Origin of the sequence: Pseudomonas sp. LF-5 (assembly GCF_037626295.1) — a bacterium.
Lineage (GTDB): Bacteria > Pseudomonadota > Gammaproteobacteria > Pseudomonadales > Pseudomonadaceae > Aquipseudomonas > Aquipseudomonas monsensis.
Genome location: NZ_JARKMT010000013.1, coordinates 1 through 22872, shown reverse-complemented (window position 1 = coordinate 22872; position 22872 = coordinate 1). Strand labels below are relative to the sequence as shown.

17 protein-coding genes are annotated in these 22872 nt (G+C 59.1%); 3 read left to right on the top strand and 14 right to left on the bottom strand.

What is annotated here, in order from left to right:
• Positions 1–71: 71 nt before the first annotated feature.
• The 5 genes from PseuLF5_RS25500 to PseuLF5_RS25475 all read right to left on the bottom strand — a co-directional run bounded on the left by PseuLF5_RS25500 (position 72) and on the right by PseuLF5_RS25475 (position 5293).
• Positions 72–1235 carry a type III PLP-dependent enzyme gene (locus tag PseuLF5_RS25500; protein ID WP_340134944.1) on the bottom strand — a complete coding sequence of 388 codons (1164 nt, stop codon included), beginning with the start codon at positions 1233–1235 and terminating at the stop codon, positions 72–74.
• Between the two features lie 634 nt (positions 1236–1869).
• The gene (locus PseuLF5_RS25490; protein ID WP_034154441.1) at positions 1870–3027 is read right to left on the bottom strand and encodes an osmoprotectant ABC transporter ATP-binding protein OsmV; all 1158 of its coding nucleotides are present in this window, start codon (positions 3025–3027) and stop codon (positions 1870–1872) included.
• Entirely contained in the window at positions 3024–3677 is a 654-nt protein-coding gene (locus PseuLF5_RS25485) for an ABC transporter permease (RefSeq protein ID WP_007965673.1), read from the bottom strand. The genes PseuLF5_RS25490 and PseuLF5_RS25485 overlap by 4 nt, the downstream gene beginning before the upstream one ends.
• Positions 3678–3689: 12 nt before the next feature.
• Entirely contained in the window at positions 3690–4583 is an 894-nt protein-coding gene (locus tag PseuLF5_RS25480; protein WP_340134943.1) for a glycine betaine ABC transporter substrate-binding protein, read from the bottom strand.
• 20 nt (positions 4584–4603) lie between these two features.
• A complete protein-coding gene (locus PseuLF5_RS25475) occupies positions 4604–5293 on the bottom strand; it encodes an ABC transporter permease (RefSeq protein WP_172667905.1) in 690 nt (229 codons plus the stop codon).
• 359 nt (positions 5294–5652) lie between these two features.
• Between PseuLF5_RS25475 and PseuLF5_RS25470 the strand changes: the two genes are divergently transcribed.
• The 3 genes from PseuLF5_RS25470 to PseuLF5_RS25460 all read left to right on the top strand — a co-directional run bounded on the left by PseuLF5_RS25470 (position 5653) and on the right by PseuLF5_RS25460 (position 9738).
• Entirely contained in the window at positions 5653–7236 is a 1584-nt protein-coding gene (locus tag PseuLF5_RS25470; protein ID WP_007965665.1) for a peptide chain release factor 3, read from the top strand.
• A 903-nt stretch (positions 7237–8139) separates the two neighbouring features.
• Positions 8140–9333, top strand: coding sequence for an MFS transporter (locus PseuLF5_RS25465; protein ID WP_340134942.1), 1194 nt, complete (start codon positions 8140–8142; stop codon positions 9331–9333).
• 156 nt (positions 9334–9489) lie between these two features.
• The gene (locus PseuLF5_RS25460; protein WP_123464589.1) at positions 9490–9738 is read left to right on the top strand and encodes a hypothetical protein; all 249 of its coding nucleotides are present in this window, start codon (positions 9490–9492) and stop codon (positions 9736–9738) included.
• A 213-nt stretch (positions 9739–9951) separates the two neighbouring features.
• Here PseuLF5_RS25460 and PseuLF5_RS25455 read toward each other — a convergent pair whose 3' ends face one another.
• From PseuLF5_RS25455 to PseuLF5_RS25415, 9 genes are all read right to left on the bottom strand, one after another.
• Positions 9952–10932 carry a peptide ABC transporter ATP-binding protein gene (locus PseuLF5_RS25455; protein ID WP_025109499.1) on the bottom strand — a complete coding sequence of 327 codons (981 nt, stop codon included), beginning with the start codon at positions 10930–10932 and terminating at the stop codon, positions 9952–9954.
• Complete coding sequence (locus tag PseuLF5_RS25450; RefSeq protein WP_123464592.1) at positions 10932–11900, bottom strand: ABC transporter ATP-binding protein; 969 nt, start codon at positions 11898–11900, stop codon at positions 10932–10934. Before PseuLF5_RS25450 ends, PseuLF5_RS25455 begins: the two co-directional genes overlap by 1 nt.
• Before the next feature lie 10 nt (positions 11901–11910).
• Entirely contained in the window at positions 11911–12837 is a 927-nt protein-coding gene (locus PseuLF5_RS25445; RefSeq protein WP_123464594.1) for an ABC transporter permease subunit, read from the bottom strand.
• 10 nt (positions 12838–12847) lie between these two features.
• Positions 12848–13858, bottom strand: a complete 1011-nt coding sequence (locus PseuLF5_RS25440) for an ABC transporter permease subunit (protein WP_007953665.1) — start codon at positions 13856–13858, stop codon at positions 12848–12850.
• Positions 13859–13931: 73 nt separating this feature from the next.
• Positions 13932–15527, bottom strand: coding sequence for an ABC transporter substrate-binding protein (locus PseuLF5_RS25435; protein ID WP_186748606.1), 1596 nt, complete (start codon positions 15525–15527; stop codon positions 13932–13934).
• A gap of 77 nt (positions 15528–15604) precedes the next feature.
• On the bottom strand, positions 15605–17041 hold the full coding sequence (locus PseuLF5_RS25430; protein ID WP_340134941.1) for an OprD family porin: 1437 nt from the start codon (positions 17039–17041) through the stop codon (positions 15605–15607).
• A 176-nt stretch (positions 17042–17217) separates the two neighbouring features.
• The gene (locus tag PseuLF5_RS25425) at positions 17218–18816 is read right to left on the bottom strand and encodes an ABC transporter substrate-binding protein (protein ID WP_128616059.1); all 1599 of its coding nucleotides are present in this window, start codon (positions 18814–18816) and stop codon (positions 17218–17220) included.
• Between the two features lie 302 nt (positions 18817–19118).
• Complete coding sequence (locus PseuLF5_RS25420; protein WP_222833664.1) at positions 19119–20744, bottom strand: ABC transporter substrate-binding protein; 1626 nt, start codon at positions 20742–20744, stop codon at positions 19119–19121.
• Between the two features lie 259 nt (positions 20745–21003).
• Positions 21004–22605 carry an ABC transporter substrate-binding protein gene (locus tag PseuLF5_RS25415; RefSeq protein ID WP_340134940.1) on the bottom strand — a complete coding sequence of 534 codons (1602 nt, stop codon included), beginning with the start codon at positions 22603–22605 and terminating at the stop codon, positions 21004–21006.
• Positions 22606–22872: the final 267 nt, after the last annotated feature.

The following is a 22872-nucleotide window of genomic DNA, read 5'->3' as shown; positions in this document are numbered from 1 at the left end:
GACACAAAAAAGCCCATGACACGTCATGGGCTTTTCACTTGCCGCTAGCAGCTTGAAACGCGCAGCTGCTCTTAGACGTAGAACGACTTCAACGGCGGGAAGCCATTGAACTCTACGGCGCTGTAACTGGTGGTGTACGCACCGGTCGACAGCCAGTACAGACGATCACCGATTGCCAGGTTCAGCGGCAGGCCGTACTTGTAGTTTTCGTACATGATGTCGGCGCTGTCGCAGGTCGGGCCGGCGATGACCACTTCTTCCATCTCGCCTTTTTTCTCGGTCCAGATCGGGAACTTGATCGCTTCGTCCATGGTTTCGATCAGGCCGGAGAACTTGCCCACATCGGTGTAGACCCAGCGCTCGACGGCAGTGCGCGACTTGCGTGCAACCAATACCACTTCGCTGACCAGGATCCCGGCGTTGGCGATCAGCGAACGGCCCGGCTCGAGAATGATTTCCGGCAGGTCATCACCGAAGTCTTCCTTCAGGAAGCGGATGATTTCTTCGGCGTAGGTTTCCAGGCTGTTGGTGCGGGTGATGTAGTTGGCCGGGAAGCCGCCGCCCATGTTGATCAGCTTCAGGTGGATGCCGTCTTCTTCTTTCAGACGCTCGAAGATCACTTTGACCTTGGCGATCGCGGCGTCCCAGACGCTGATGTCGCGTTGCTGCGAGCCGACGTGGAACGAGATGCCGTAAGGCACCAGGCCGAGGTCGCGGGCGAGGATCAGCAGGTCCATGGCCATGTCGGTCTGGCAGCCGAATTTGCGCGACAGCGGCCAGTCAGCCGTGGTCGAGCCTTCGGTGAGGATGCGCACATAGACTTTCGAACCCGGTGCAGCCTTGGCGATGTTGCGCAGGTCGGCTTCGGAGTCGGTGGAGAACAGACGCACGCCCTTCTCGTAGAAGTAGCGGATGTCCTTGGATTTCTTGATGGTGTTGCCGTAGCTGATACGGTCCGGGCTGACGCCACGATCCATCACCTTGCCCAGCTCATAGATCGAGGCGATGTCGAAGCTCGAACCTTTTTCTTTGAGCAGGTCGATGATCTCGACGGCCGGGTTGGCCTTGACCGCGTAGTAGACCTTGGCGAATTCGAAACCGGCACGCAGGTCATCGTAGGCCTGGGCGATCATCGCGGTGTCGATCACCACGAACGGGGTTTCCTGTTTGTCGGCGAACGCCTTCATTTTGTCGAATGTAGCGCGCGCGAAATAGTCTTCGACCTGGATCGACATGCTGGGAACTCCTACTGGCAAACTAAGTTAAACAATGGGTGCAAATGAACGTCCTCCGTATCCCCACTTTGGTTCGCCTACTTCCCAAGGCATGTCGCCGAAAGCAAAAAGGCCATGGGGCGTTGCCCTTGGCCTTGCTGTCTCGTCGTCAGTACTTGAGCCGGATGGATCGTTTCCAGCATGGACGTTCGGCGCGAACTTTAGGGCGTGAGGGGCGTGAGATCAACTAAAAATGTCGCGTTTTTGCACGCTTCTGACGTGCGTCGCGTTCATCACTCTTTGTAGCCGACCGAGATGACGGACAGATGTTCCCCGAGAATTTTCAAGTGTTAAAAATACCTGCACGTTCGCGGCTTTTGTCGGCTAAATCGTGGGTAAGTGTGATGGCGACAACATCGGCGACGTTGGCCGCGAGAGCGGGGTGTGAGAGGGATTTTGGCTGTTTCGAAGGTCGCTTTAGACAGACTGTGGGCTTATTCGGTGTTGAGATTCTTTTCCGCCTGATGAGTGAAGAAAAAATCACCCGGATCCTGTGGGAGCGAGCTTGCTCGCGAAGGCATTTTCACAGTCGACATCGTTGTTGACTGATATTCCGCTTTCGCGAGCAAGCTCGCTCCCACAGGTTGTGTATTTTTTAGGCGACTACCGCTTCAGCAGGCGAGACGATACTGGTCTTCATCCCGCGCGAGCGCCCCGAGCTCAGATAAGCCGCAATCGACTCCTGCGTCACCTCGCCAAGGAACACTCGCTCGGCATCCATCACCGGCAGCCACGAACGGTTGAACTCGTACATCCGCGACAACAGGATGCGCAAATGCTCGTCGTACGCCGCCGTGGCGTTGAACTCACGCAGGAATTGCGCACAGGTGCCGGTCTGGCGGTGCAGGTCGCGACGACGCACATAGCCCAGCGCCTTGTTCTCGGCACAGGTGACGACCACATAGCGGCGGTCATGCTCGTCCATCAATTCCAGGGCATCGGCCACCGGGGTTTCCGGGCTCACCGACGGCGCGTTGTCCGCCGCATCTTCTGCCTTCACCAACAACAGACGCTTGAGCGTGCTGTCCTGGCCGACGAAGTTGCTGACGAAATCGTCCGCCGGATGCGCGAGCAGGGTATCGGGGTGATCGATCTGCAGCAGTTTGCCGGCGCGGAAAATCGCGATCTTGTCGCCCAGCTTGATCGCCTCGTCGATGTCGTGGCTGACCATGATCACGGTCTTGTTCAGCGCCCGTTGCATCTCGAAGAACTCGTTCTGGATCATTTCGCGGTTGATCGGGTCGACCGCACCGAACGGCTCGTCCATCAGCAACAGCGGCGCATCCGCCGCCAATGCGCGGATCACGCCGATCCGTTGTTGCTGGCCGCCGGACAGTTCACGCGGATAACGATGCAGATACTGCTTGGGTTCGAGCTTGATCATGCTCATCAACTCGCGGGCGCGGTCGTGGCATTTCTGTTTGTCCCAGCCGAGCAGCTTCGGCACGACGACGATGTTCTCTTCGATGGTCATGTTCGGGAACAGGCCGATCTGCTGGATCACGTAACCGATGTTGCGACGCAGGGTCACTTCGTCGAGGTCGGTGGTGTCTTCGCCGTTGATCAGGATCTTGCCCGAGGTCGGTTTGATCAGGCGGTTGATCATCTTCAGCGTGGTGCTTTTGCCGCAACCCGATGGCCCGAGGAACACACAGATTTCGCCTTCATTGACGGTCAGGCTTACCGAATCCACGGCTTTGACATCTTTGCCGTTGCTTTGGAAGGTCTTGCTGAGGTTTTGAAGTTCGATCATTTGAGGAGTCCTTTTGGAGTCAGCGTACGTTGCAGCCACTGCAGGAGAAGGTCGGCGAAGATCGCCAGAAGACTGACCAGCAGCGCGCCGACGATGAGCATCGACATGTCGCTGCGGCTGATAGAGGCGAGGATCAACACGCCGAGGCCACCGGCGCCGATGGTCGCGGCGATGGTCATCACGCCGATGTTCATCACCACGGCGGTGCGCACGCCGGCGAGGATCACCGGTACCGCAATCGGCAGCTCGACCATGCGCAGGCGCTGGCCGAAAGTCATGCCGATACCGCGTGCGGCTTCACGGATGCCCGGTTCGACACCGGTCAGGGCGAGGTAGGTGTTGCGCATGATCGGCAGCAGTGAATAGAGGAACACCGCAGTGATGGCCGGCATCGGCCCCAGACCCTGGCCGAACTTGGAGTAGAACGGCAGCAGCAGGCCGAACAGGGCAATCGACGGCACGGTCAACAGCACCGTGGCGCTGGCCTGCAAGGGACCGGCGAGGCTCGGGAAACGCGTCATCAGGATCCCCAGCGGCACGCCGATGAGGATCGCCAGCGTCACCGCGATGCCGACCAGAGTGATGTGCTGCCAGGTCAGGTGCATCACCTGCTGCCAGTCGAGGTGGGAAAAGGCGTTCAGAAATTCCATGACTTTTCCTCCTTAGTTGAGTGGATGCTGGCGCAGGAAATCGGCGGCGACTTTCGACGGGCTCTCGTGATCGACATCGACCCGCGCGTTGAGCTGGCGCATGCTTTCGTCGTCGAACAGCTCCGCCAGCGGCTTGAGTTGCTCGGCCAGTTGCGGGTGCGCGTCGAGATACGCCTGACGCACCACCGGCGCGGCGGTGTAGTCGGGGAAATAGTGCTTGTCGTCTTCCAGCAGTTTCAGGCCGAACGCGTTGAGGCGACCGTCAGTGGTGTAGACCAGACCGGCGAACACCTGGCCGTTGCGCAGCGCGGTGTAGACCAGACCCGCGTCCATCTGGCGGATGTTCTTGCGGGTCAGGTTCATGCCGTAAAGATCGACCATGCCGATCAGACCGTCGGAGCGGTTGGCGAACTCGGTATCCAGCGCCACCAGGTGATTGGTCTTGGCCTCGGCGCGCAGCACTTCGTTCAACTGGCTGATGTTGTTGATCTGCGGATATTCCTCAGCCACTTTCTTCGGCAGGGCGAGGGCGTAGGTGTTGCTGAATTTCGACGGGGTCAGCCAGACCAGGCCTTTTTTCGCGTCGAGTTCTTTCACCCGGGCGTAGGACTGTTCGCTGTCGAGTTTTTCGGTGACATGGTTGTAGGCCACCAGCGACACGCCGGTGTATTCCCAGAGCATGTCCAGTTGCCCGCTTTCGTGGGCGCTGCGGGCCAGGTTGCTGCCCAGGCCGCCGGTGATCTGCGCGTCGTAACCTTTGCTGCGCAGGTATTGCGCGGTGATTTCCGCGAGCAGGGTCTGCTCGGTGAAGACTCGTGCGCCGAGGCGGATAACCGGTTTTTCAGCGGCTTGGGCGACGCCTGCGAACAGCAGGATACAGCCCAGAATCAAGCTCAATCGTTTCATAGGTATTCCTTCACAAAGCCTTAAGACGGGCGTAAACCGCGTTCCAGCCAGAGTCGGCTGGCGAGGGTGACGACGCCATCGAGCAGCAGGGCCAGCAGCGCGGTGCACGCGGCGCCGAGCAGCAGTTGCGGCTGATTGTTCAGGGCGATGCCGGGGAAGATCAGGCTGCCGAGGCTGTTCGCACCGATCAGGAACGCCAATGGCGCGGTGCCGACGTTGATTGCCAGCGCGACACGCACACCACCGACGATGATCGGCACGGCGTTGGGCAATTCGACTTTCCACAGCACCTGGCGCGGGGTCATGCCGATGCCGACGGCGGCTTCTTTCAGCGAGCCCTGGACGTTTTTCAGGCCTTCATAGGTGTTGCGCACGATCGGCAACAGGGAGGCGAGGAACAAAGCGAAGATCGCCGGACCACTGCCGATGCCGAGAATCCCCAGGGCAATCGCCAGTACGGCCAGCGGTGGCACGGTGTTACCGATATTGAAGATCTGCATGAAGCGTTCAGCGCGGCCGACCATGGTCGGGCGACTGAGGAAGATGCCGGCGGGGATGCCCACGACCAGGGCGGCCAGCATTGAAGCGAGGACGAGAATCAGATGAGCTTGCAGGTAAAACAACAAATCGTCGCGGTAGTGTTCGATCGTGTTGATGCCGATCCAGTGGACCAGCAGGGCCAGGAGCGCGATCACCACCGCACCTCCCATCAGCCCTTTGCCATAGCGGATAGCCACAGGCGGACTCCTTTTTTTGTAGTCGGCGAACGCTCTCCCGAGTGGCATGCCAAGCCTTGGCTGCCGGGAATAAACGTTCGCGAGAAGCAGCTCCCTCAGCACCGGCAAAAAGCGGTCTGAAAGCGAGCCATGAGCGCAGCCTCGTCAGGCTAACTTGCTGATTTTTCAGCCCCTGACGAAATGTCGTAACAGGGGATGGACGTCTCCGTGCTTTAAAAGGTTCCCATCTGAGGCAGCATTTGGCCACCCTTAATGTGCTCAACGGTTCGGTTATTGCATCGAGTTGGGCTATAATCGCGGCCCTTTTTTGAATCACCGCCAGGCGATTTCCCATGACCAACCAGGCCGCCGAAGTCGCGAAACGCCGCACTTTCGCCATTATTTCCCACCCCGATGCCGGTAAAACCACGATCACCGAAAAGCTCCTGTTGATGGGCAAGGCGATTGCGGTGGCCGGTACGGTGAAATCCCGTAAATCCGATCGCCATGCGACATCCGACTGGATGGAGATGGAGAAACAACGGGGTATTTCCATTACCACGTCGGTCATGCAGTTCCCGTATCGCGAACACATGATCAACCTGCTCGACACCCCGGGCCACGAAGACTTCTCCGAAGACACCTACCGCACCCTGACGGCGGTCGACTCGGCATTGATGGTTCTCGACGGCGGTAAAGGTGTAGAGCCACGGACCATCGCCCTGATGGACGTCTGCCGTCTGCGTGACACGCCGATCGTCAGCTTCATCAACAAACTCGACCGCGACATCCGCGACCCGATCGAACTGCTCGACGAAATCGAAGCCGTGCTGAAGATCAAGGCAGCGCCGATCACCTGGCCGATCGGTTGCTACCGCGACTTCAAGGGCGTGTACCACCTGGCCGACGACTACATCATTGTCTACACCGCCGGTCATGGTCACGAACGCACCGAAACCAAGATCATCGAGAAACTCGACTCCGATGAAGCGCGTGCGCACCTGGGCGATGAGTACGAGCGTTTCCTCGAACAACTGGAACTGGTGCAGGGCGCCTGCCACGAGTTCAACCAGCAGGAATTCCTCGACGGTCAACTGACCCCGGTGTTCTTCGGTACTGCACTGGGCAACTTTGGTGTCGACCACGTGCTCGACGCCGTCGTTGACTGGGCGCCGCGCCCACTGGCGCGCGTGGCCAACGAGCGCACCGTGGAGCCGGTGGAAGAGAAGTTCTCGGGCTTCATCTTCAAGATCCAGGCGAACATGGACCCGAAACACCGCGACCGCATCGCCTTCATGCGCATCTGCTCGGGCAAGTACGAAAAAGGCATGAAGATGCGCCACGTGCGTACCGGCAAGGACGTGCGCATCGGTGACGCCCTGACGTTCTTCTCCTCCGAGCGTGAACAGCTGGAAGAGGCATACGCCGGCGACATCATCGGTCTGCACAACCACGGCACGATCCAGATCGGCGACACCTTCAGCGAAGGTGAAGTCCTCGGTTTCACCGGTATCCCGCACTTCGCCCCGGAACTGTTCCGCCGCGTGCGTCTGCGTGATCCGCTGAAGTCCAAGCAACTGCGTCAGGGCCTGCAGCAGTTGGCCGAAGAAGGCGCAACGCAGGTGTTCTTCCCGGAACGCAGCAACGACATCATTCTTGGCGCCGTGGGTGTGCTGCAGTTCGATGTGGTCGCCAGTCGTTTGAAGGAGGAATACAAGGTTGAGTGCTCTTATGAGCCGATCACTGTTTACTCTGCGCGCTGGATTGAATGCAGCGACAAGAAGAAGCTTGAGGAGTTTTCCAACAAGGCTGTGGAAAACCTGGCGTTGGATGGTGGTGGGCATCTGACCTACCTTGCGCCGACGCGGGTTAACCTGGCGTTGATGGAAGAGCGCTGGCCGGATGTGAAGTTCCGGGCGACGCGTGAGCATCATTAAGCGTTGAGCTGGTTTGTTCGAAAAGCCCCCTCGGTGTGTGCCTAGGGGGCTTTTTTTGCTTGGTGGGTTTGGGGGGGTATCCGTTTCTGCGGGTGTTGCTGATTACGGTTTCGCCCTTACGGCGACTCACTTTTTTTACAAACGCCTAAAAAAAGTAAGCAAAAAAACGCTTGCTCCTACGTGCGGCCCGCTCGCTGGGGCTCGGGGTTCCTTCGCTGCGGGATCGATCCGGGCGCAGCGTCTCCGGTTTGCTTCGCTGCACCTACTCCCGCTGTGTTTGGCTGCGCCAAACGGTCGCTGCGCTCCCACGCCCGGATCAATCCCTCCACTCAGCCTTCCGACGTCGCCCGTGGATCAAGATCAAAAGCAGGCGAGCTGACACTCGGCCTATTGAGTGGTGAAGAGCGGGTGTTTGGCTTTGGATTTGTGGTGTTCTTGCCCCTCACCCCAGCCCTCTCCCGAGGGAGAGGGAGCCGATTTGTGGGCTTTTCAAAATCTGAGTTCGACTCGGTATCGCACGTCGGCGTAGCTCTCTCAAACACCGCGATCAGCCCCTCTCTCTGGGAGGATGAGAGGCCGATTTGTTTGCTTTTCAGAACCTGAGTTCAACGCGGTATCGCACGTCGGCGTAGTTCGCCCAAACACCGCGATCAGCCCCTCTCTCTGGGAGGGTGAGAGGCCGATTTGTTTGCTTTTCAGAACCGGAGTTCAACGCGGTATCGCACGTCGGCGTAGTTCGCCCAAACACCGCGGTCAGTCCCCTCTCCCTCCGGGAGAGGGTTAGGGTGAGGGGCTTTTGATCTTCGGCTCCGATTTTGTGATCACGATGTTCCGAACGCGACAAACGGCATGCTGATCGTTAGTGTTCCAGCTCCACGCACGTCGCTTTGAGAGGTCAATGGAATGACGAGTCGACTGACTCACCTGCTGCGCCTCGGCAGTTATTTCGGTGTGATGGCCTGGGTGCTCGGTGCGCTGCTGTTCATCAATCGCCTGAGTAGCATGGTCAAGCTGTTCATGGCGTTGTACCTGCGTCAGGAGTTGGGGCTGGCGATTGAGACCGTGGGCTGGTTGCTGTCGGCGTATGGTGCGGGGTTGCTGGTCGGTTCGATGCTCGGTGGCTGGCTCAGTGATCATGTGCGTACGGCGCGGCTGACCGCGACGTTGTTCTTTGTTTCGGTGTGGGTGTTGATTCTGCTGGGGCTGGTGACGCAAGTGCCGTTGCTCGCGGCATTGCTGTTGCTCAGCGGAGCCATTGATGGCGCCATTCGCACGCTGCATCAGCGCCTGATCATGGAATATTGCGAAGTGGCGCAGCGTTCGCGTGCGCAGGCTTTGAGTCGCGTTGCGCGCAACCTCGGCATGGCCGCCGCGGGCGTGGCGGGAGGGGTGTTGGCGCAGACGGATTTTCGCTGGGTATTTTTTGGCAGTGCGGCGATGACGTTGCTGGCGTTACTGTGGTTTGTTCGCACCACGTGGCAGCGGCCGGTGCTGATCAATGACGAGCCATCCACGAGCGGTACAAGTGGGTCGGGTGGGCCGTTTCGTGACAAACCGTTCCTGTGGTTGCTGGCAGCGACGGCCGTGCTCGGCATCGCCTTCGACACGGTCTACAGCACGCTGGGTAACTATCTGCGCGATTACTACCAGTTGAGCACCGAGGCGATCGGCTGGCAGTTCGGGCTCAATGCGTTGCTGGTGATCGCGCTGCAGATTCCCCTGTCGCACTGCGGCGAGCGTTGGGGGACGCGGTGGCAAATGCTCGCAGGGAGTTTGTTGCTGGCCGGCGGCTTGGGCATGTTGCCGTTCGGTTCCGGACTGGCGTTCGTCTGTCTGTCGACGCTGATCTGGACTTTGGGTGAGGCGTTGTTCATGCCGCCGCTGAATGTGCTGGTGATGCAGTTTGCCCAGAGTGGCAAAAGCGGTCAGTACTTTGGCCTGTTCTTTATGAGCTGGAGTGCCAGCGCGTTGTTGTCGCCGGTGCTCAGCGCTCAGTTGTACGGTCAGTTCGGCGGCCACAGTGTCTGGCTGAGCAGCACCGTGTTGGTACTGATGTCGATTCCCTTGACGTGGCAAGCGACCCGTCCGCTTAGCTGATCCCGCGATAGACGTTATTCGAAACCTGTCTGTCTGCGCAGGGCATTTCTGCCTGCCCGTCGACGTCCTATCTGGTGAACCCGATGGATCGGAACTAGATTTCACACAGCGCCAGTCAGGCACGCATGTCTCACCTGAAAAAGGATGGAGTCGGCTATGAAAAGCAGATTGCTACGGGTTTTATTGCTATTGAAAGTGATGGTCATGCTGTCCCTCGGCACCGCGACGGCCTGGGCCGAGTGCGAGGATCACGATTCCCAGGCCTTTAACGGCCAGGTCGGGCACAGCGGCTTGATGCTCGCCAAGTCTGAATCCGAGCCGGGCGATCAGGGGCAGGGTGGCAGCGCCGATGACGACGACTCGACTACCGATGATCCGGACGACGAAGGCGACAGCCAGACGTAAACCGCAGGCAAAAGAAAACCCCTTCTGCCTCGACTGATGCGCAATCGAGACGGAAGGGGTTTGGTTAACACGTCACTCTGTTTGAAATGCGATCCCTGTGGGAGCGAGCTTGCTCGCGAAAGCGGTGTATCAGGCGACATCTATGTTGAATGATCCAACGCCTTCGCGAGCAAGCTCGCTCCCACAGTGTTTTGTATCGCTCTCCGGATTTGCTTATGCCGCGCCGTCGAGGAACTGCTCGGCGTAGTGGCAAGCCACCTGCCGGCTATCGAGTTGGCGCAACGCCGGCTCTTCCGTGCTGCAGCGCTCGGTCGCATACGGGCAGCGTTTGTGGAAAGCGCAGCCAGCGGGCGGGTTCAGCGGGTTGGGCAGTTCGCCGACGATCTTGATTTTCGGCTTGTTCGGGTCCGGGTGAATGGTCGGGGTCGCCGACAGCAGTGCCTGGGTGTAAGGGTGCAGCGGGCGCTCGTAGATGTCGTTTTTCGGGCCCAGTTCCACCGGGCGACCGAGGTACATCACCATCACGTCATCGGCCACGTGTTGCACCACCGCCAGGTTGTGCGAAATGAACACGTAAGCCGTGTTGAACTCCTGCTGCAGATCCATGAACAGGTTGAGCACCTGCGCCTGAATCGACACGTCCAGCGCCGAGGTCGGTTCGTCCGCCACCAGCACTTTCGGTTGCAGCATCATCGCCCGGGCCAGCGCAATGCGCTGGCGCTGACCGCCGGAGAACATGTGCGGATAGCGCTGATAGTGCTCGGGACGCAAGCCCACCTGCTTCATCATCGCCTGGACTTTCTCGCGACGTTCGGTCGCCGACAGGTTGGTGTTGATCAACAAAGGTTCAGCCAGCTGATCACCGATTTTCTGCCGTGGGTTCAACGATGCGTACGGGCTCTGGAACACCATCTGCACGTCTTTGCGCAGCTGTTTGCGCTGGGCCTTGTCGGCACCGGCGACTTCCTGGCCGGCGATTTTCAAGGAACCGGACGACGGCTCTTCAATCAGCGTCAGGGCGCGGGCGAGGGTGGATTTGCCGCAGCCCGACTCGCCGACCACGGCGAGGGTCTTGCCGGCCTCCAGCTCGAACGACACGCCGTTGAGTGCGCGCACGGTCGCATGGCCCTTGAACAGGCCACGGGAGACTTCGTAATGACGGGTCAGGTCGCGGGCGGTAAGTACGACGGCCATTACGCCACCTCCTGGTTCAGCGGGTAGAAGCAGCGGGCGAGGCTGTTGGCTTTCGGGTCAAGGCTCGGACGCTGCGCACGGCAGCTGTCTTGCACGTACGGGCAGCGCGGCGACAGCAGGCAACCCTGCGGACGGTCGTAACGGCCCGGAACGATGCCCGGCAGGGTCGACAGGCGCGAGGCGCCCAGGCTGTGCTCGGGAATCGCCTTGAGCAGCGCTTCGCTGTAGGGGTGCGCCGGGATGTCGAACAGTTGCGGCACCTGACCGACTTCAACGGCTTGCCCTGCGTACATCACGCACACGCGTTGGGCGGTTTCGGCCACGACCGCGAGGTCGTGGGTGATCAGCACCAGGCCCATGTTCTGTTCTTTCTGCAACGCCAGCAGCAGATCCATGATCTGCGCCTGAATCGTTACGTCGAGCGCGGTGGTCGGTTCGTCGGCGATCAGCAGTTTCGGCTCGCCGGCAATCGCCATGGCAATCGCCACACGCTGGCTCATGCCGCCGGACAGTTGGTGCGGGTAGGCGTCCATGCGGCTGGCGGCGCCCGGGATTTCAACTTTTTCCAGCAGCTCGATGGCGCGTTTGCGCGCTTGCTTGCCGGACATCTTCAGGTGCAGGCGCAGCACTTCTTCGATCTGGAAACCGACGGTGTAGCTCGGGTTGAGCGCGGTCATCGGGTCCTGGAACACCATCGACAGGTCTTTGCCGACGATTTGCCGACGCTGACGATTGCTCAGCTTGAGCATGTCCTTGCCGTCAAAGCTGAGCGCGTCGGCGGTGACGATGCCGGGATGCTCGATCAGGCCCATCAGCGCCATCATGGTCACGGATTTACCCGAGCCCGATTCGCCAACGATGGCCAGTACTTCGCCCTTGTCGACTTTCAGGTCGAGGCCGTCGACAACGGGCGTCGCGGTCTTGTCGCCGAAGCGAACATTGAGATTCTTGATTTCTAGCAGTGACATGGGAATCTCCTCAGGCGGCGTTCTTGAGTTTCGGGTCCAGCGCATCGCGCAGGCCGTCGCCCATCAAGTTGATTGCCAGCACGCTGAGCAAAATGGTCAAACCAGGCAGGCTCACCACCCACCAGGCGCGTTCGATGTAGTCGCGGGCCGAGGCCAGCATGGTGCCCCACTCAGGGGTTGGCGGTTGTACGCCAAGGCCGAGGAAGCCCAGCGCCGCCGCGTCGAGAATCGCCGAAGAGAAGCTCAGGGTCGCTTGAACGATCAGCGGTGCCATGCAGTTGGGCAGCACGGTGATGAACATCAGGCGTGGCAGGCCGGCACCGGCCAGGCGCGCAGCGGTCACGTAGTCGCGGTTCAGTTCGCCCATCACCGCTGCACGGGTCAGACGCACGTAGGACGGCAGCGATACCACAGCAATGGCGATCACGGTGTTGATCAGGCCTGGGCCGAGGATGGCGACGATCGCCACCGCCAGCAGCAGCGACGGCAGGGCCAGCATGATGTCCATCAGACGCATGATGGTCGGGCCGATCATCTTCGGGAAGAAACCGGCGAACAGACCCAGCAGGATCCCCGGGATCAGCGACATCACCACCGACGACAGGCCGATCAGCAGCGACAGGCGCGAACCCTGGATCAGACGCGACAGCAGGTCACGGCCCAGTTCATCGGTGCCGAGCAGGAACTGCAACTGCCCGCCCTCCAGCCACGCCGGCGGCGTCAGCAGGAAGTCACGGTATTGCTCGCTCGGGTTATGCGGCGCGACCCATGGCGCGAAGATCGCGCAGAAGATGATCAGCAGCATGAACAGCAGGCCGGCCACCGCGCCCTTGTTCTTGGAGAAGGCTTGCCAGAATTCTTTGTACGGAGACGGGTACAGCAGGCTTTGATCCGCGTTTGGGGCGGAAGTGGCTACTGAGGATGTTGGAGTGCTCATGGTATGGACCTCAGCGCTGATGACGGATGCGTGGGTTGGCAAAGCCGTAGAGGATGTCCACTACGAAGTTGACCAGAATCACCAGGCAGGCGATTAACAGGATGCCGTTTTGCACAACCGGGTAGTCCCGGGCGCCGATGGCTTCGATCAGCCATTTACCGATACCGGGCCAGGAGAAGATGGTTTCGGTCAGGACCGCACCGGCCAGCAGGGTGCCGACTTGCAGACCGACCACGGTGAGTACCGGAATCAGCGCGTTACGCAGACCGTGCACGAACACCACGCGCGACGGCGACAGGCCTTTGGCCTTGGCGGTGCGGATGTAGTCCTCACGCAGCACTTCGAGCATCGACGAACGGGTCATCCGCGCGATCACGGCCAGCGGAATGGTGCCGAGCACGATGGCCGGCAGGATCAGGTGATGCAGGGCATCGAGAAACGCACCCATGTCATCGGCCAGCAGCGTGTCGATCAGCATGAAACCGGTGCGCGGCTCGATGTCATAGAGCAGGTCGATCCGCCCGGACACCGGAGTCCAGCCCAGGCTCACCGAGAAGAACATGATCAGGATCAGGCCCCACCAGAAGATCGGCATCGAGTACCCCGCCAGGGAGATACCCATCACCCCATGGTCGAACAGGGATCCTCGCTTGAGGGCCGCAATCACCCCGGCCAACAGGCCCAGGATGCCGGCGAACAGCAGGGCGGCCATGGACAGTTCCAGGGTCGCCGGGAAAAGGGAGGTGAACTCGGTCCATACGCTCTCACGAGTGCGCAGGGATTCGCCGAGATCGCCGTGGGCCAGTTTGCCGATGTAGTCCAGGTACTGGGCATACAGTGGCTTGTTCAGACCTAGGCGTTCCATTGCCTGAGCGTGCATTTCGGGGTCGACCCGACGTTCGCCCATCATCACTTCCACGGGGTCGCCCGGAATCATGCGAATCAACGCGAAAGTCAGCAAGGTGATGCCGAAAAACGTGGGGATCAACAACCCCAGTCGGCGGGCAATAAAACTAAACATCGTGTGTGGTACCTCATCAGCCGGTTAGGCGTGCCCGGCTTCCCTGGGGTCAGGGAGGCCGGGAGTTTCTTATCTACTTCACCTGGGTAGTGGCGAAGTTATTAGTGGTGAGAGGGCTGATGTGATAACCCTCTACGTTGTTGCGCATTGCGGTAAACATCCGGGTGTGGGCCATGCTGATCCATGGCTGATCCTGATTAAACAGGACCTGGGCTTGCTCGTAGAGTTTCGCACGTTCGGCCGGATCTACTTTAGCCCGTGCTTCGTCCAGCAGCGCCTGGAATTTCTCATTGCACCAGCGCGCGTAGTTCTCGCCGTTCTTGGCCGCTTCACAACTGAGCATAGGCGTCAGGAAGTTGTCCGGGTCGCCGTTGTCGCCCGCCCATCCGGCCGACACCATATCGTGTTCGCCGGCCTTGGCACGCTTGAGCATTTCGCCCCATTCCATCACGCGGATGTCGATCTTGATCCCGACTTTCGCCAGGTCAGCCTGCATCATCTGTGCGCCGAGCATCGGGTTGGGGTTGGTCGGACCGCCGCCGTTACGGGTAAACAGGGTAAACACAGTACCTTCCGGAACCCCGGCTTCCTTGAGCAGGGCGCGGGCCTTGTCCAGATCGCGAGGCGGGTTCTTCAGGTCGTGGTTATAACCCAGCAGGGTCGGCGGGTACGGGTTGACCGCAACCGAGGCGTTGCCTTTGCCGAACAGGGCGTTGACGTAGGCTTCCTTGTCGAAGGCGATGTCGATGGCCTTACGCACGCGCACGTCGCTCATGTATTTGTGCTGGGTGTTCATGGCGATGTACGAGACGGTCATCGCGTCCAGCTCGTCGACTTTCAGGTTGCTGTCTTTCTTGATGCTCGGGATGTCATCCGGTTTCGGATACAGCGCGATCTGGCACTCGTTGGCCTTGAGCTTCTGCAGGCGCACGTTGTTGTCGGTGGCGATCGCCAGAATCAACGCGTCGGCCGGTGGCTTGCCACGGAAGTAGTCCGGGTTGGCCTTGAAGCGCACCTGCGCATCCTTGGCATAACGCTGGAAGATGAACGGGCCGGTGCCGACAGGCTTGTTGTTGAGGTCGCCGGTCTTGTTGGCCTTGAGCAACTGGTCGGCGTATTCGGCCGGGTAGATCGAGGAGAACGCCATGGCGATGTCGGCCAGGAACGGCGCTTCGCGGCGGGTCAGGGTGAACTTGACCGTGTTGTCGTCGACTTTTTCTACGCTTTTGAGCAGTTCTTTGAAGCCCATGCTTTCAAAGTACGGGAAGCCCACGCTCGACAGTTTGTGCCATGGGTGATTCGGGTCCAGCTGACGCTGGAAGCTCCAGACCACGTCGTCGGCGTTCATGTCGCGGGTCGGCTTGAAGTATTCGGTGGTGTGAAACTTGACGCCTTTGCGCAGGTGGAACGTGTAGGTCAGGCCGTCTTCACTGATGTCCCAGGATTCGGCGAGCGCCGGAATCACCTCGGTGGTGCCGGGCTTGAAGTCCGCCAGACGGTTGAAGATGGTTTCGGCCACCGCATCGGCAGTGACTGCAGTTGTGTACTGGACCATGTCGAAGCCTTCCGGACTGGCTTCGGTGCAGACCACCAAGGGTTTGGCTGAGACGCCGATGGCGGCGCTCAACAACGCGGCAGCGACGGCCGCACGTAGGGGAAGCATTTTCATCGATAACCCTCTGCAATCGGTTGAAGACAAAAACCGAACGGCCGACTCATCATGAGTCAGCCGTCGGTTGGCGGTTTTTACAGGATGTTGAACGGAATGGTGGTCACGAGACGGAACTCGTTGATGCTGCCATCGGACTGGAACTCGCTTGCACGGTGCGCGGTGTAAGTGCCGCGAATGGTCGTGGCCTTCAGAGGACCGCTTTGTACGGCATAGGTCGCCCCGATACCGTATTCATAGTGGTGTTCGCCATCCTGTTCCTGGATGCCGTCATAACCCTTGCCTGCCACGCCTTTGTTGCCGTTGTAGTGGGTGCCGTCGATGCCCCAGCCACGCGCCTGGTAGATGTTGAACTTCAGGCCTGGAACGCCGTATTCAGCCATGTTGATGGCGTAGGAAACCTGGAAGGATTTCTCGTTCGGGCCGTTGAAGTCTGACAGCAGGGAGTTGGCCAGGTAGATGCCGTTGGTTTCGTGCAGGTAGTCGAAGTACTCGTTACCGTTCACTTGCTGGTAGGAGAAGGTCAGGTTGTGGGCCTGGTGAGTCAGGCCGAACGACAGCGAGTAAGTATCGTTGTCGATGTCGCCCAGCAGCTTTTTGCCTTCATCCACGGTCTTGTAGTAGTTCAGGCCGGTGGTCAGGGCGAGGACACTGCTGTCACCCAATTCATGGGTGGCACCGAAGTAGTACTGGTTCCACAGGTCTTCGACCTGAGTGCCCCACAGGCTGGTTTTCAGGCTTTCGAGCGGCTGATAACTGATGCCGGCAGTATTGACGTGGTCGGATTCGACACGACCGTTGGCATATTCAGCACGGAATTTCTGCAGGCTTTGTTCCGAACGTGGCGACACGCGGTCAAAGGTGGCCAGATCGAAGGACAGGTTATTCAGTTCTTCACTGTGAAGGGAAATACCTTCGAAGCTTGAAGGCAGAGCACGGTTACCGATCACGTCGACTTGCGGGCTGCTGAAGCCCATGCGGCCGGCGGTCAGGGTGGTGTTGGAGACGCGGGCCTTGATGTTAGCCAGACCGACTTTGCTCCACTGATCGACGGCTTCACCGTTGTTCTTGTGAGTCAGGGTGCGGTTGTTACCCGACGCCGTGCCAGTTTTTGGCGCGCCACCGTTACCGGCCGCGAGGTTCTCGCGGTCACGCTCCAGGGCGATCGCGTTATAGGCTGCCACTTCAGTGCTGAAACCTACGGTGCCCTCGGTGAAGCCCGAGTTGTACTTGACTATGGTGCCCTGAACCCAGTTGATCCGGCGGTCGGTTTCGGCCAGCGAACCATTCTTCTTGTAGGCGAACTTACCGCCGCGCTTCAGTTGTTCGTTGGCGTACCAGTTACGCGTCGTACCGGTAATCGACTGTCCTTCGACAAAGCCGGTCGCTTCTGCCTGGGCGCTCTTGGTGTTAACGGTGACCGGGGTGAACGCCTGACTTTGGGGTTCCGCATAAGCCGTGGCGGTGATGCTGCTAATGGCCAGAGCCAGTATCGCGGTGCTGCTCAGTTTCATGGGTGAAGCTCCTTTACTTTCTTTTTATGCCGGCTTTTTTTGGTATGCCGGTTTTTGGTTTAGAACTCGTTCACACATCGCAAACGTTTGCAAAGCGCCGGATTGGCGAATTTCGGCAAAGCGCTTGCGTGAAGGGGGTAGACGGCCCCCCTCAGCGTTGCGGCTATTCGGCTGGTTTAATCGATACCGACACCCGAGAACACGTTGCGGCCGAAGGGGCTGACTTTGAACCCTTCAACTTTGACGCTTAACGGTTGGTTGACCGTCGAGTGGGCGACAGGCGTGATCGGCACTTGCTGCTTGAGCAATTGCTGTGCCTGTTTGTAGAGCGTGGTGCGCTGGTCGCGGTCGGTGACGACTTTGGCCTGTTTGATCAGCTTGTCGTACGCCGGATCGCACCACATGGAGTAGTTGTTGCCGCCAATGGCGTCGCAGCTGTACAGCGTGCCGAGCCAGTTGTCCGGGTCACCATTGTCACCGGTCCAGCCGATCAGGCTGATGTCGTGCTCGCCGTTCTTGGTGCGCTTGATGTATTCGCCCCATTCGTAGCTGACGATCTTCACCTTCAGACCGATTTTCGCCCAGTCCGCCTGGAGCATTTCGGCCATCAATTTGGCGTTGGGGTTGTACGGACGCTGCACCGGCATCGCCCACAGGGTGATCTCGGTGCCTTCTTTCACGCCGGCAGCCTTGAGCAGCTCTTTGGCTTTTTCCGGGTTGTAGGCGGCGTCCTTGATCGTATCGTCGTAGGACCACTGGGTCGGCGGCATGGCGTTGACGGCCAGTTGGCCGGCGCCTTGGTAAACGGCGTTGAGAATCCCTTGTTTATTCACCGCCATGTCCAGCGCCTGGCGCACTTCGAGCTGGTCGAAAGGCTTGTGGCGTACGTTGTAGGCGATGTAGCCGAGGTTGAAACCCGGCTTGGAGATCAGTTGCAGTTTCGGATCGTTCTTCAGCGCATCGACATCGGCCGGACGCGGATGCAGGGTGATCTGGCACTCGTTGGCCTTGAGTTTCTGCACACGGACCGAAGCATCGGTGTTGATCGCGAAGATCAGGTTGTCGAGTTTGACCCGGCTCGGGTCCCAGTAATGTTTATTACCGGTGTAACGAATGTTCGAGTCTTTCTGATAACTCTTGAACACGAACGGCCCGGTGCCGACCGGCTTCTGATTGATGTCGCTCGGCTTGCCTTCTGCCAGCAGTTTGTCGGCGTATTCGGCGGACAGGATGGCCGCGAAGCTCATGGCGATGTTCTGGATGAACGCGGCGTCGACGCTGTTGAGCGTGAACTCCACGGTCAGTGGCCCGGTCTTTTCGACCTTGGCGATGTTCTTGTTCAGGCTCATCCCGTTGAAATACGGAAACTCGGTCGGATAAGCCTTACGGAAGGGCTGTTGCGGATCGAGCATGCGGTTAAACGTGAACAGCACGTCGTCGGCGTTGAAATCGCGGGTCGGTTTGAAATAAGGCGTGGTATGAAATTTCACACCTTCACGTAGGTGAAAGGTGTACTTGAGACCATCCTCGGAAATATCCCACTTGGTTGCCAGGCCTGGGACGACATTGGTTGCGCCTTTTTCGAACTCCACCAGACGGTTATACAGCGGCTCGGCGGCGTCGTTGTCCGTCGCCGTCGTGTATTGCGCGGTATCAAAACCAGCGGGGCTGCCTTCGGAACAGAACACCAGGCTGTTGCTGGCGGCGTAACTGGCGGACGTGGCGGCCAACAGGCCGGCGCCCAGCAATGCGGAAAAAACCAAGGTATGGCGCATATGACGCTCCCTCTTTTTTAGTGTTGTGCAATGCGCCGCAGTCTCATCCGGAGACGGTGTGGTCGCATTGAGCTCAATCCAGTGCGTACGGCAAGCCGGTGGCCCACGCAGAAACTGGTCGGATCCCGACGGTAGGGGCCGTGGGTCTGGCAGTAAATGCGTAATTGCCTGAATACTCGTAGGAAAAGGCGACACGTCCTATACCGATGCAGTCATCCGCAGCGGATTTGGATGTAGGCAAATTCCTAACTTCCCGGCAGGAAAAACAACGGCGACGTTAAAAACGTCGCCGTCGCCGTGCCTTATTTGCTGACGCTGACGCCGTAGAAGGAGTTCAGGCCGAATGGGCTGATCTTGAAATCCTGCACGTTGGCGCGCATGGGTTGGTACACCGTCGAGTGAGCGATAGGTGTCATAGGGACTGCATCTTTGAGGACGTGTTGCGCCTCTTTGTACAGTTCGGTGCGCTTGGCCTGGTCGGTCGTGCGCTTGGCTTCCTTGACGAGGCCGTCGAACTTCTTGTCGCACCACTTGGAGAAGTTGTTGCCGCTGAGCGAATCGCAGCCGAACAGCACGTTCAGCCAGTTGTCCGGGTCACCGTTGTCACCGCTCCAGCCAATGATCATGGCCTGGTTCTCGCCACCTTTGGAGCGCTTGATGTACTCGCCCCACTCGTAGCTGGTGATCTTCACGTTCAGGCCGATCTTCTTCCAGTCGGACTGAAGCATTTCAGCCATCAGCTTGGCGTTCGGGTTGTACGGACGCTGCACCGGCATCGCCCACAGCACGATCTCGGTACCTTCCTTGACGCCGGCTTCCTTGAGCAGCTGCTTGGCTTTCTCAGGGTCGTACTTGGCGTCCTTGATGGTGGTGTCGTAAGACCACTGGGTCGGCGGCATGGCGTTGACGGCCAACTGGCCGGCGCCCTGGTAAACCGAGTCGATGATCTGTGGCTTGTTCACGGCCATGTCCAGCGCCTGGCGCACGCGCAGGTCAGCCAGCGGGTTCGGTTCGTTGCTGCCTTTGACCTTGTCCATCACGTTGTAGGCGATGTAGCCCAGGTTGAAACCGGCCTGGTCAGGCATCTTCAGGGTCTTGTCGGCCTTGAGGGCCGCGAGATCCGCTGGACGCGGGAACAGGGTGATCTGGCACTCGTTCTTTTTCAGCTTCTGGATACGTACCGACGGGTCGGTGGTGATGGCGAAGATCAGGTTGTCGATCTTCACGTCGTCAGGCTTCCAGTAGTCCTTGTTGCCGGTGTAGCGGATGTTGGAGTCTTTCTGGTAGCTCTTGAACACGAACGGGCCGGTGCCGACCGGTTTCTGGTTGATGTCGGCTGCCTTGCCTTCTTTCAACAGCTGCGCTGCGTATTCAGCGGACTGAACCGAGGCGAAGCTCATGGCCATGTTCTGGATGAACGCGGCATCGACTTCTTTCAACGTGAACTTGACGGTGTGGTCGTCGACTTTATCGATCTTGGTGATGTTGGTGTCCATCCCCATGTCGGTGAAGTACGGGAATTCGGTCGGGTACGCCTTACGGAACGGGTCATCCTTGTTAATCATGCGATTGAAGGTGAACAGCACGTCGTCGGCGTTGAACTCACGAGTCGGCTTGAAATACGGGGTGGTGTGGAACTTGACGCCTTCACGCAGGTGGAAGGTGTAAGTCAGGCCATCTTCGGAAATGTCCCACTTGGTCGCCAGACCAGGAATCACGGCGGTGCCGCCGCGCTCGAACTGGGTCAGGCGGTTGAACATGGTTTCGGCTGAGGCGTCGAAGTCGGTTCCGGTGGTGTATTGGCCTGGGTCGAATCCAGCCGGGCTCCCTTCGGAGCAAAACACCAGGTTAGTCGCAGCGGATGCGAAAGGTGCGGAGGCTAACAAGCCTGCGCCGACTAAAAACGGAATGACCGCGTGTTTAAGCATGTTGGCCTCATGATTTGTTGTCATTTTTTGATTTGAGGTACGACCTCGTGAGTCGTGCCTGCGGATACTTATGCAGCGACCATACCCATTGCAAGATCCAGAGCGGCTGCTGGCCTCAAAGCGTGGCACGAACGTACCTTAATGTCGCATCTGTGTAACTTCTGACGCATTTGACCGTTTGCGGGTGGTTTTTACGGTGCAAACGAGGCCCCAAATTGGTGCGCGGGTCACGTTATGCGCGCCGCCTTGGGGCTTGGTGTTACTTATTTATACCCACGCCATAGAACGGGGTCAGCCCGAACGGACTGATGCGGAAGTCAGTGACTTCCTTGCGCAGCGGCTGGAACACCGTGGAGTTGGCAATCGGCGTGATCGGCACCTGCTGTTTAAGGATCAGTTGCGCCTGTTGATACAGTTTTACCCGTTGCGCCTTGTCGGTGGAGACCTTGGCCTGCTGCACCAGTTTGTCGTATGCCGGGTCGCACCATTTGGCGTAGTTGCTGCCTTTCACTGCCGCGCAGCTGTAGAGCACGCCGAGCCAGTTGTCCGGGTCGCCGTTGTCACCTGTCCAACCATAGATCATCGCGTCGTGTTCGCCATTCTTGGCGCGTTTGATGTACTCGCCCCATTCGTAACTGACGATGTTGGCCTTGATGCCGATCTTGTCCCAGTCCTGCTGGATCATTTGTGCCGACATTCGCGCATTCGGGTTCGAGGCGCGCTGCACCGTCATCGCCCAGAGATTGATGGTTGTACCCGGTGCAACCCCGGCTTCTTTCAGTAGCGCCCGCGCTTTGACCGGGTCGTACGGAGCATCCTTGATGTTCGGGTCATACGACCATTGCGCCGGCGGCAAGGCGTTTTGGGCCAGTTGGCCGGCGCTTTGGTAAACGGCTTTGATGATCGCCGGTTTGTCGATGGCCATGTCCAGTGCCTGCCGCACTTTGAGCTGGTCGAGTGGCGGGTGAGTGGTGTTGTAGGCGAGGAAGCCGAGGTTGAAACCGGCTTGTTTGAGCACGCGCAGGTTCGAGTCTTTTTCCATCACTTCGATGTCGGCCGGGCGTGGGTAGCCACTGACCTGGCATTCGCCTGCCTTGAGTTTTTGCAAGCGTACGGCGGCGTCCGGGGTGATCGAGAAAATCAGGTTGTCGATTTTGACGTCTTCGGGTTTCCAGTACGCCGTGTTGGCGGCGTAGCGGATTTGCGAGTCCTTCTGGTAGCGCTTGAACACGAACGGGCCGGTGCCCACCGGTTTCTGGTTGAGGTCGGCGGCTTTGCCTTCCTTCAACAGTTGCGCGGCGTATTCGGCCGATTGCACGGAGGCGAAGCTCATGGCGAGGTTTTGCACGAACGCGGCGTCGACGTTGTTCAGGTTGAAGCGCACGGTCTGGTCGTCAATCTTTTCCACGGATTTGATCGTGGTGTTCAGGCCCATGTCGGTGAAGTACGGGGACTCGGCGGGGTAGGCCTTGCGGAAGGCGTTGTCCGGGTCGAGCAGGCGCTGGAAGGTGAAGAGGACGTCGTCGGCGTTGAAGTCGCGGGTCGGGGTGAAATATTCCGTTGTGTGGAATTTCACGCCTTGCCGTAGGTGGAAGGTGTATTGCAGGCCGTCGCTGGAGACGTCCCATTTTGTCGCCAGGCCGGGTTCGATGTCGGTGCCGCCGCGTTTGAATTGGGTGAGGCGGTTGAAGACGGTTTCGGCGGAGGCGTCGAAGTCGGTGCCGCTGGTGTATTGGCTGGGGTCGAAGCCGGCGGGGCTGGCTTCGGAGCAGTAGACCAGGGTGGTGGCGGCGTTGGCGATCGGGGCTATGGCGGTTAGTGCGAGGGTGATTAATAGTGGCTTGAGGGTGAATCTTTCCATGGAGTCCCCGGGGAGTTGGAGGTGGTTGTGTTTTTAGGGTAGCGGGGATTTGGGGGGCTTCGGAAATATCGTTTTTCTTGGGGGAGTGTCTATCTCGGTATATCTAGCGCTTTGGGTGTATATCCGTTGCTGCGGGTGTTGCTGATTACGGTTTCGCCCTTACGGCGACTCACTTTTTTTACAAACCGGTACGTGTCAAGGTAACTGTCGCCTTGGTCTTACGGTTGCTAGTCCATTGCGCCCTTAATTTCAGGGCGCTCAGGATTT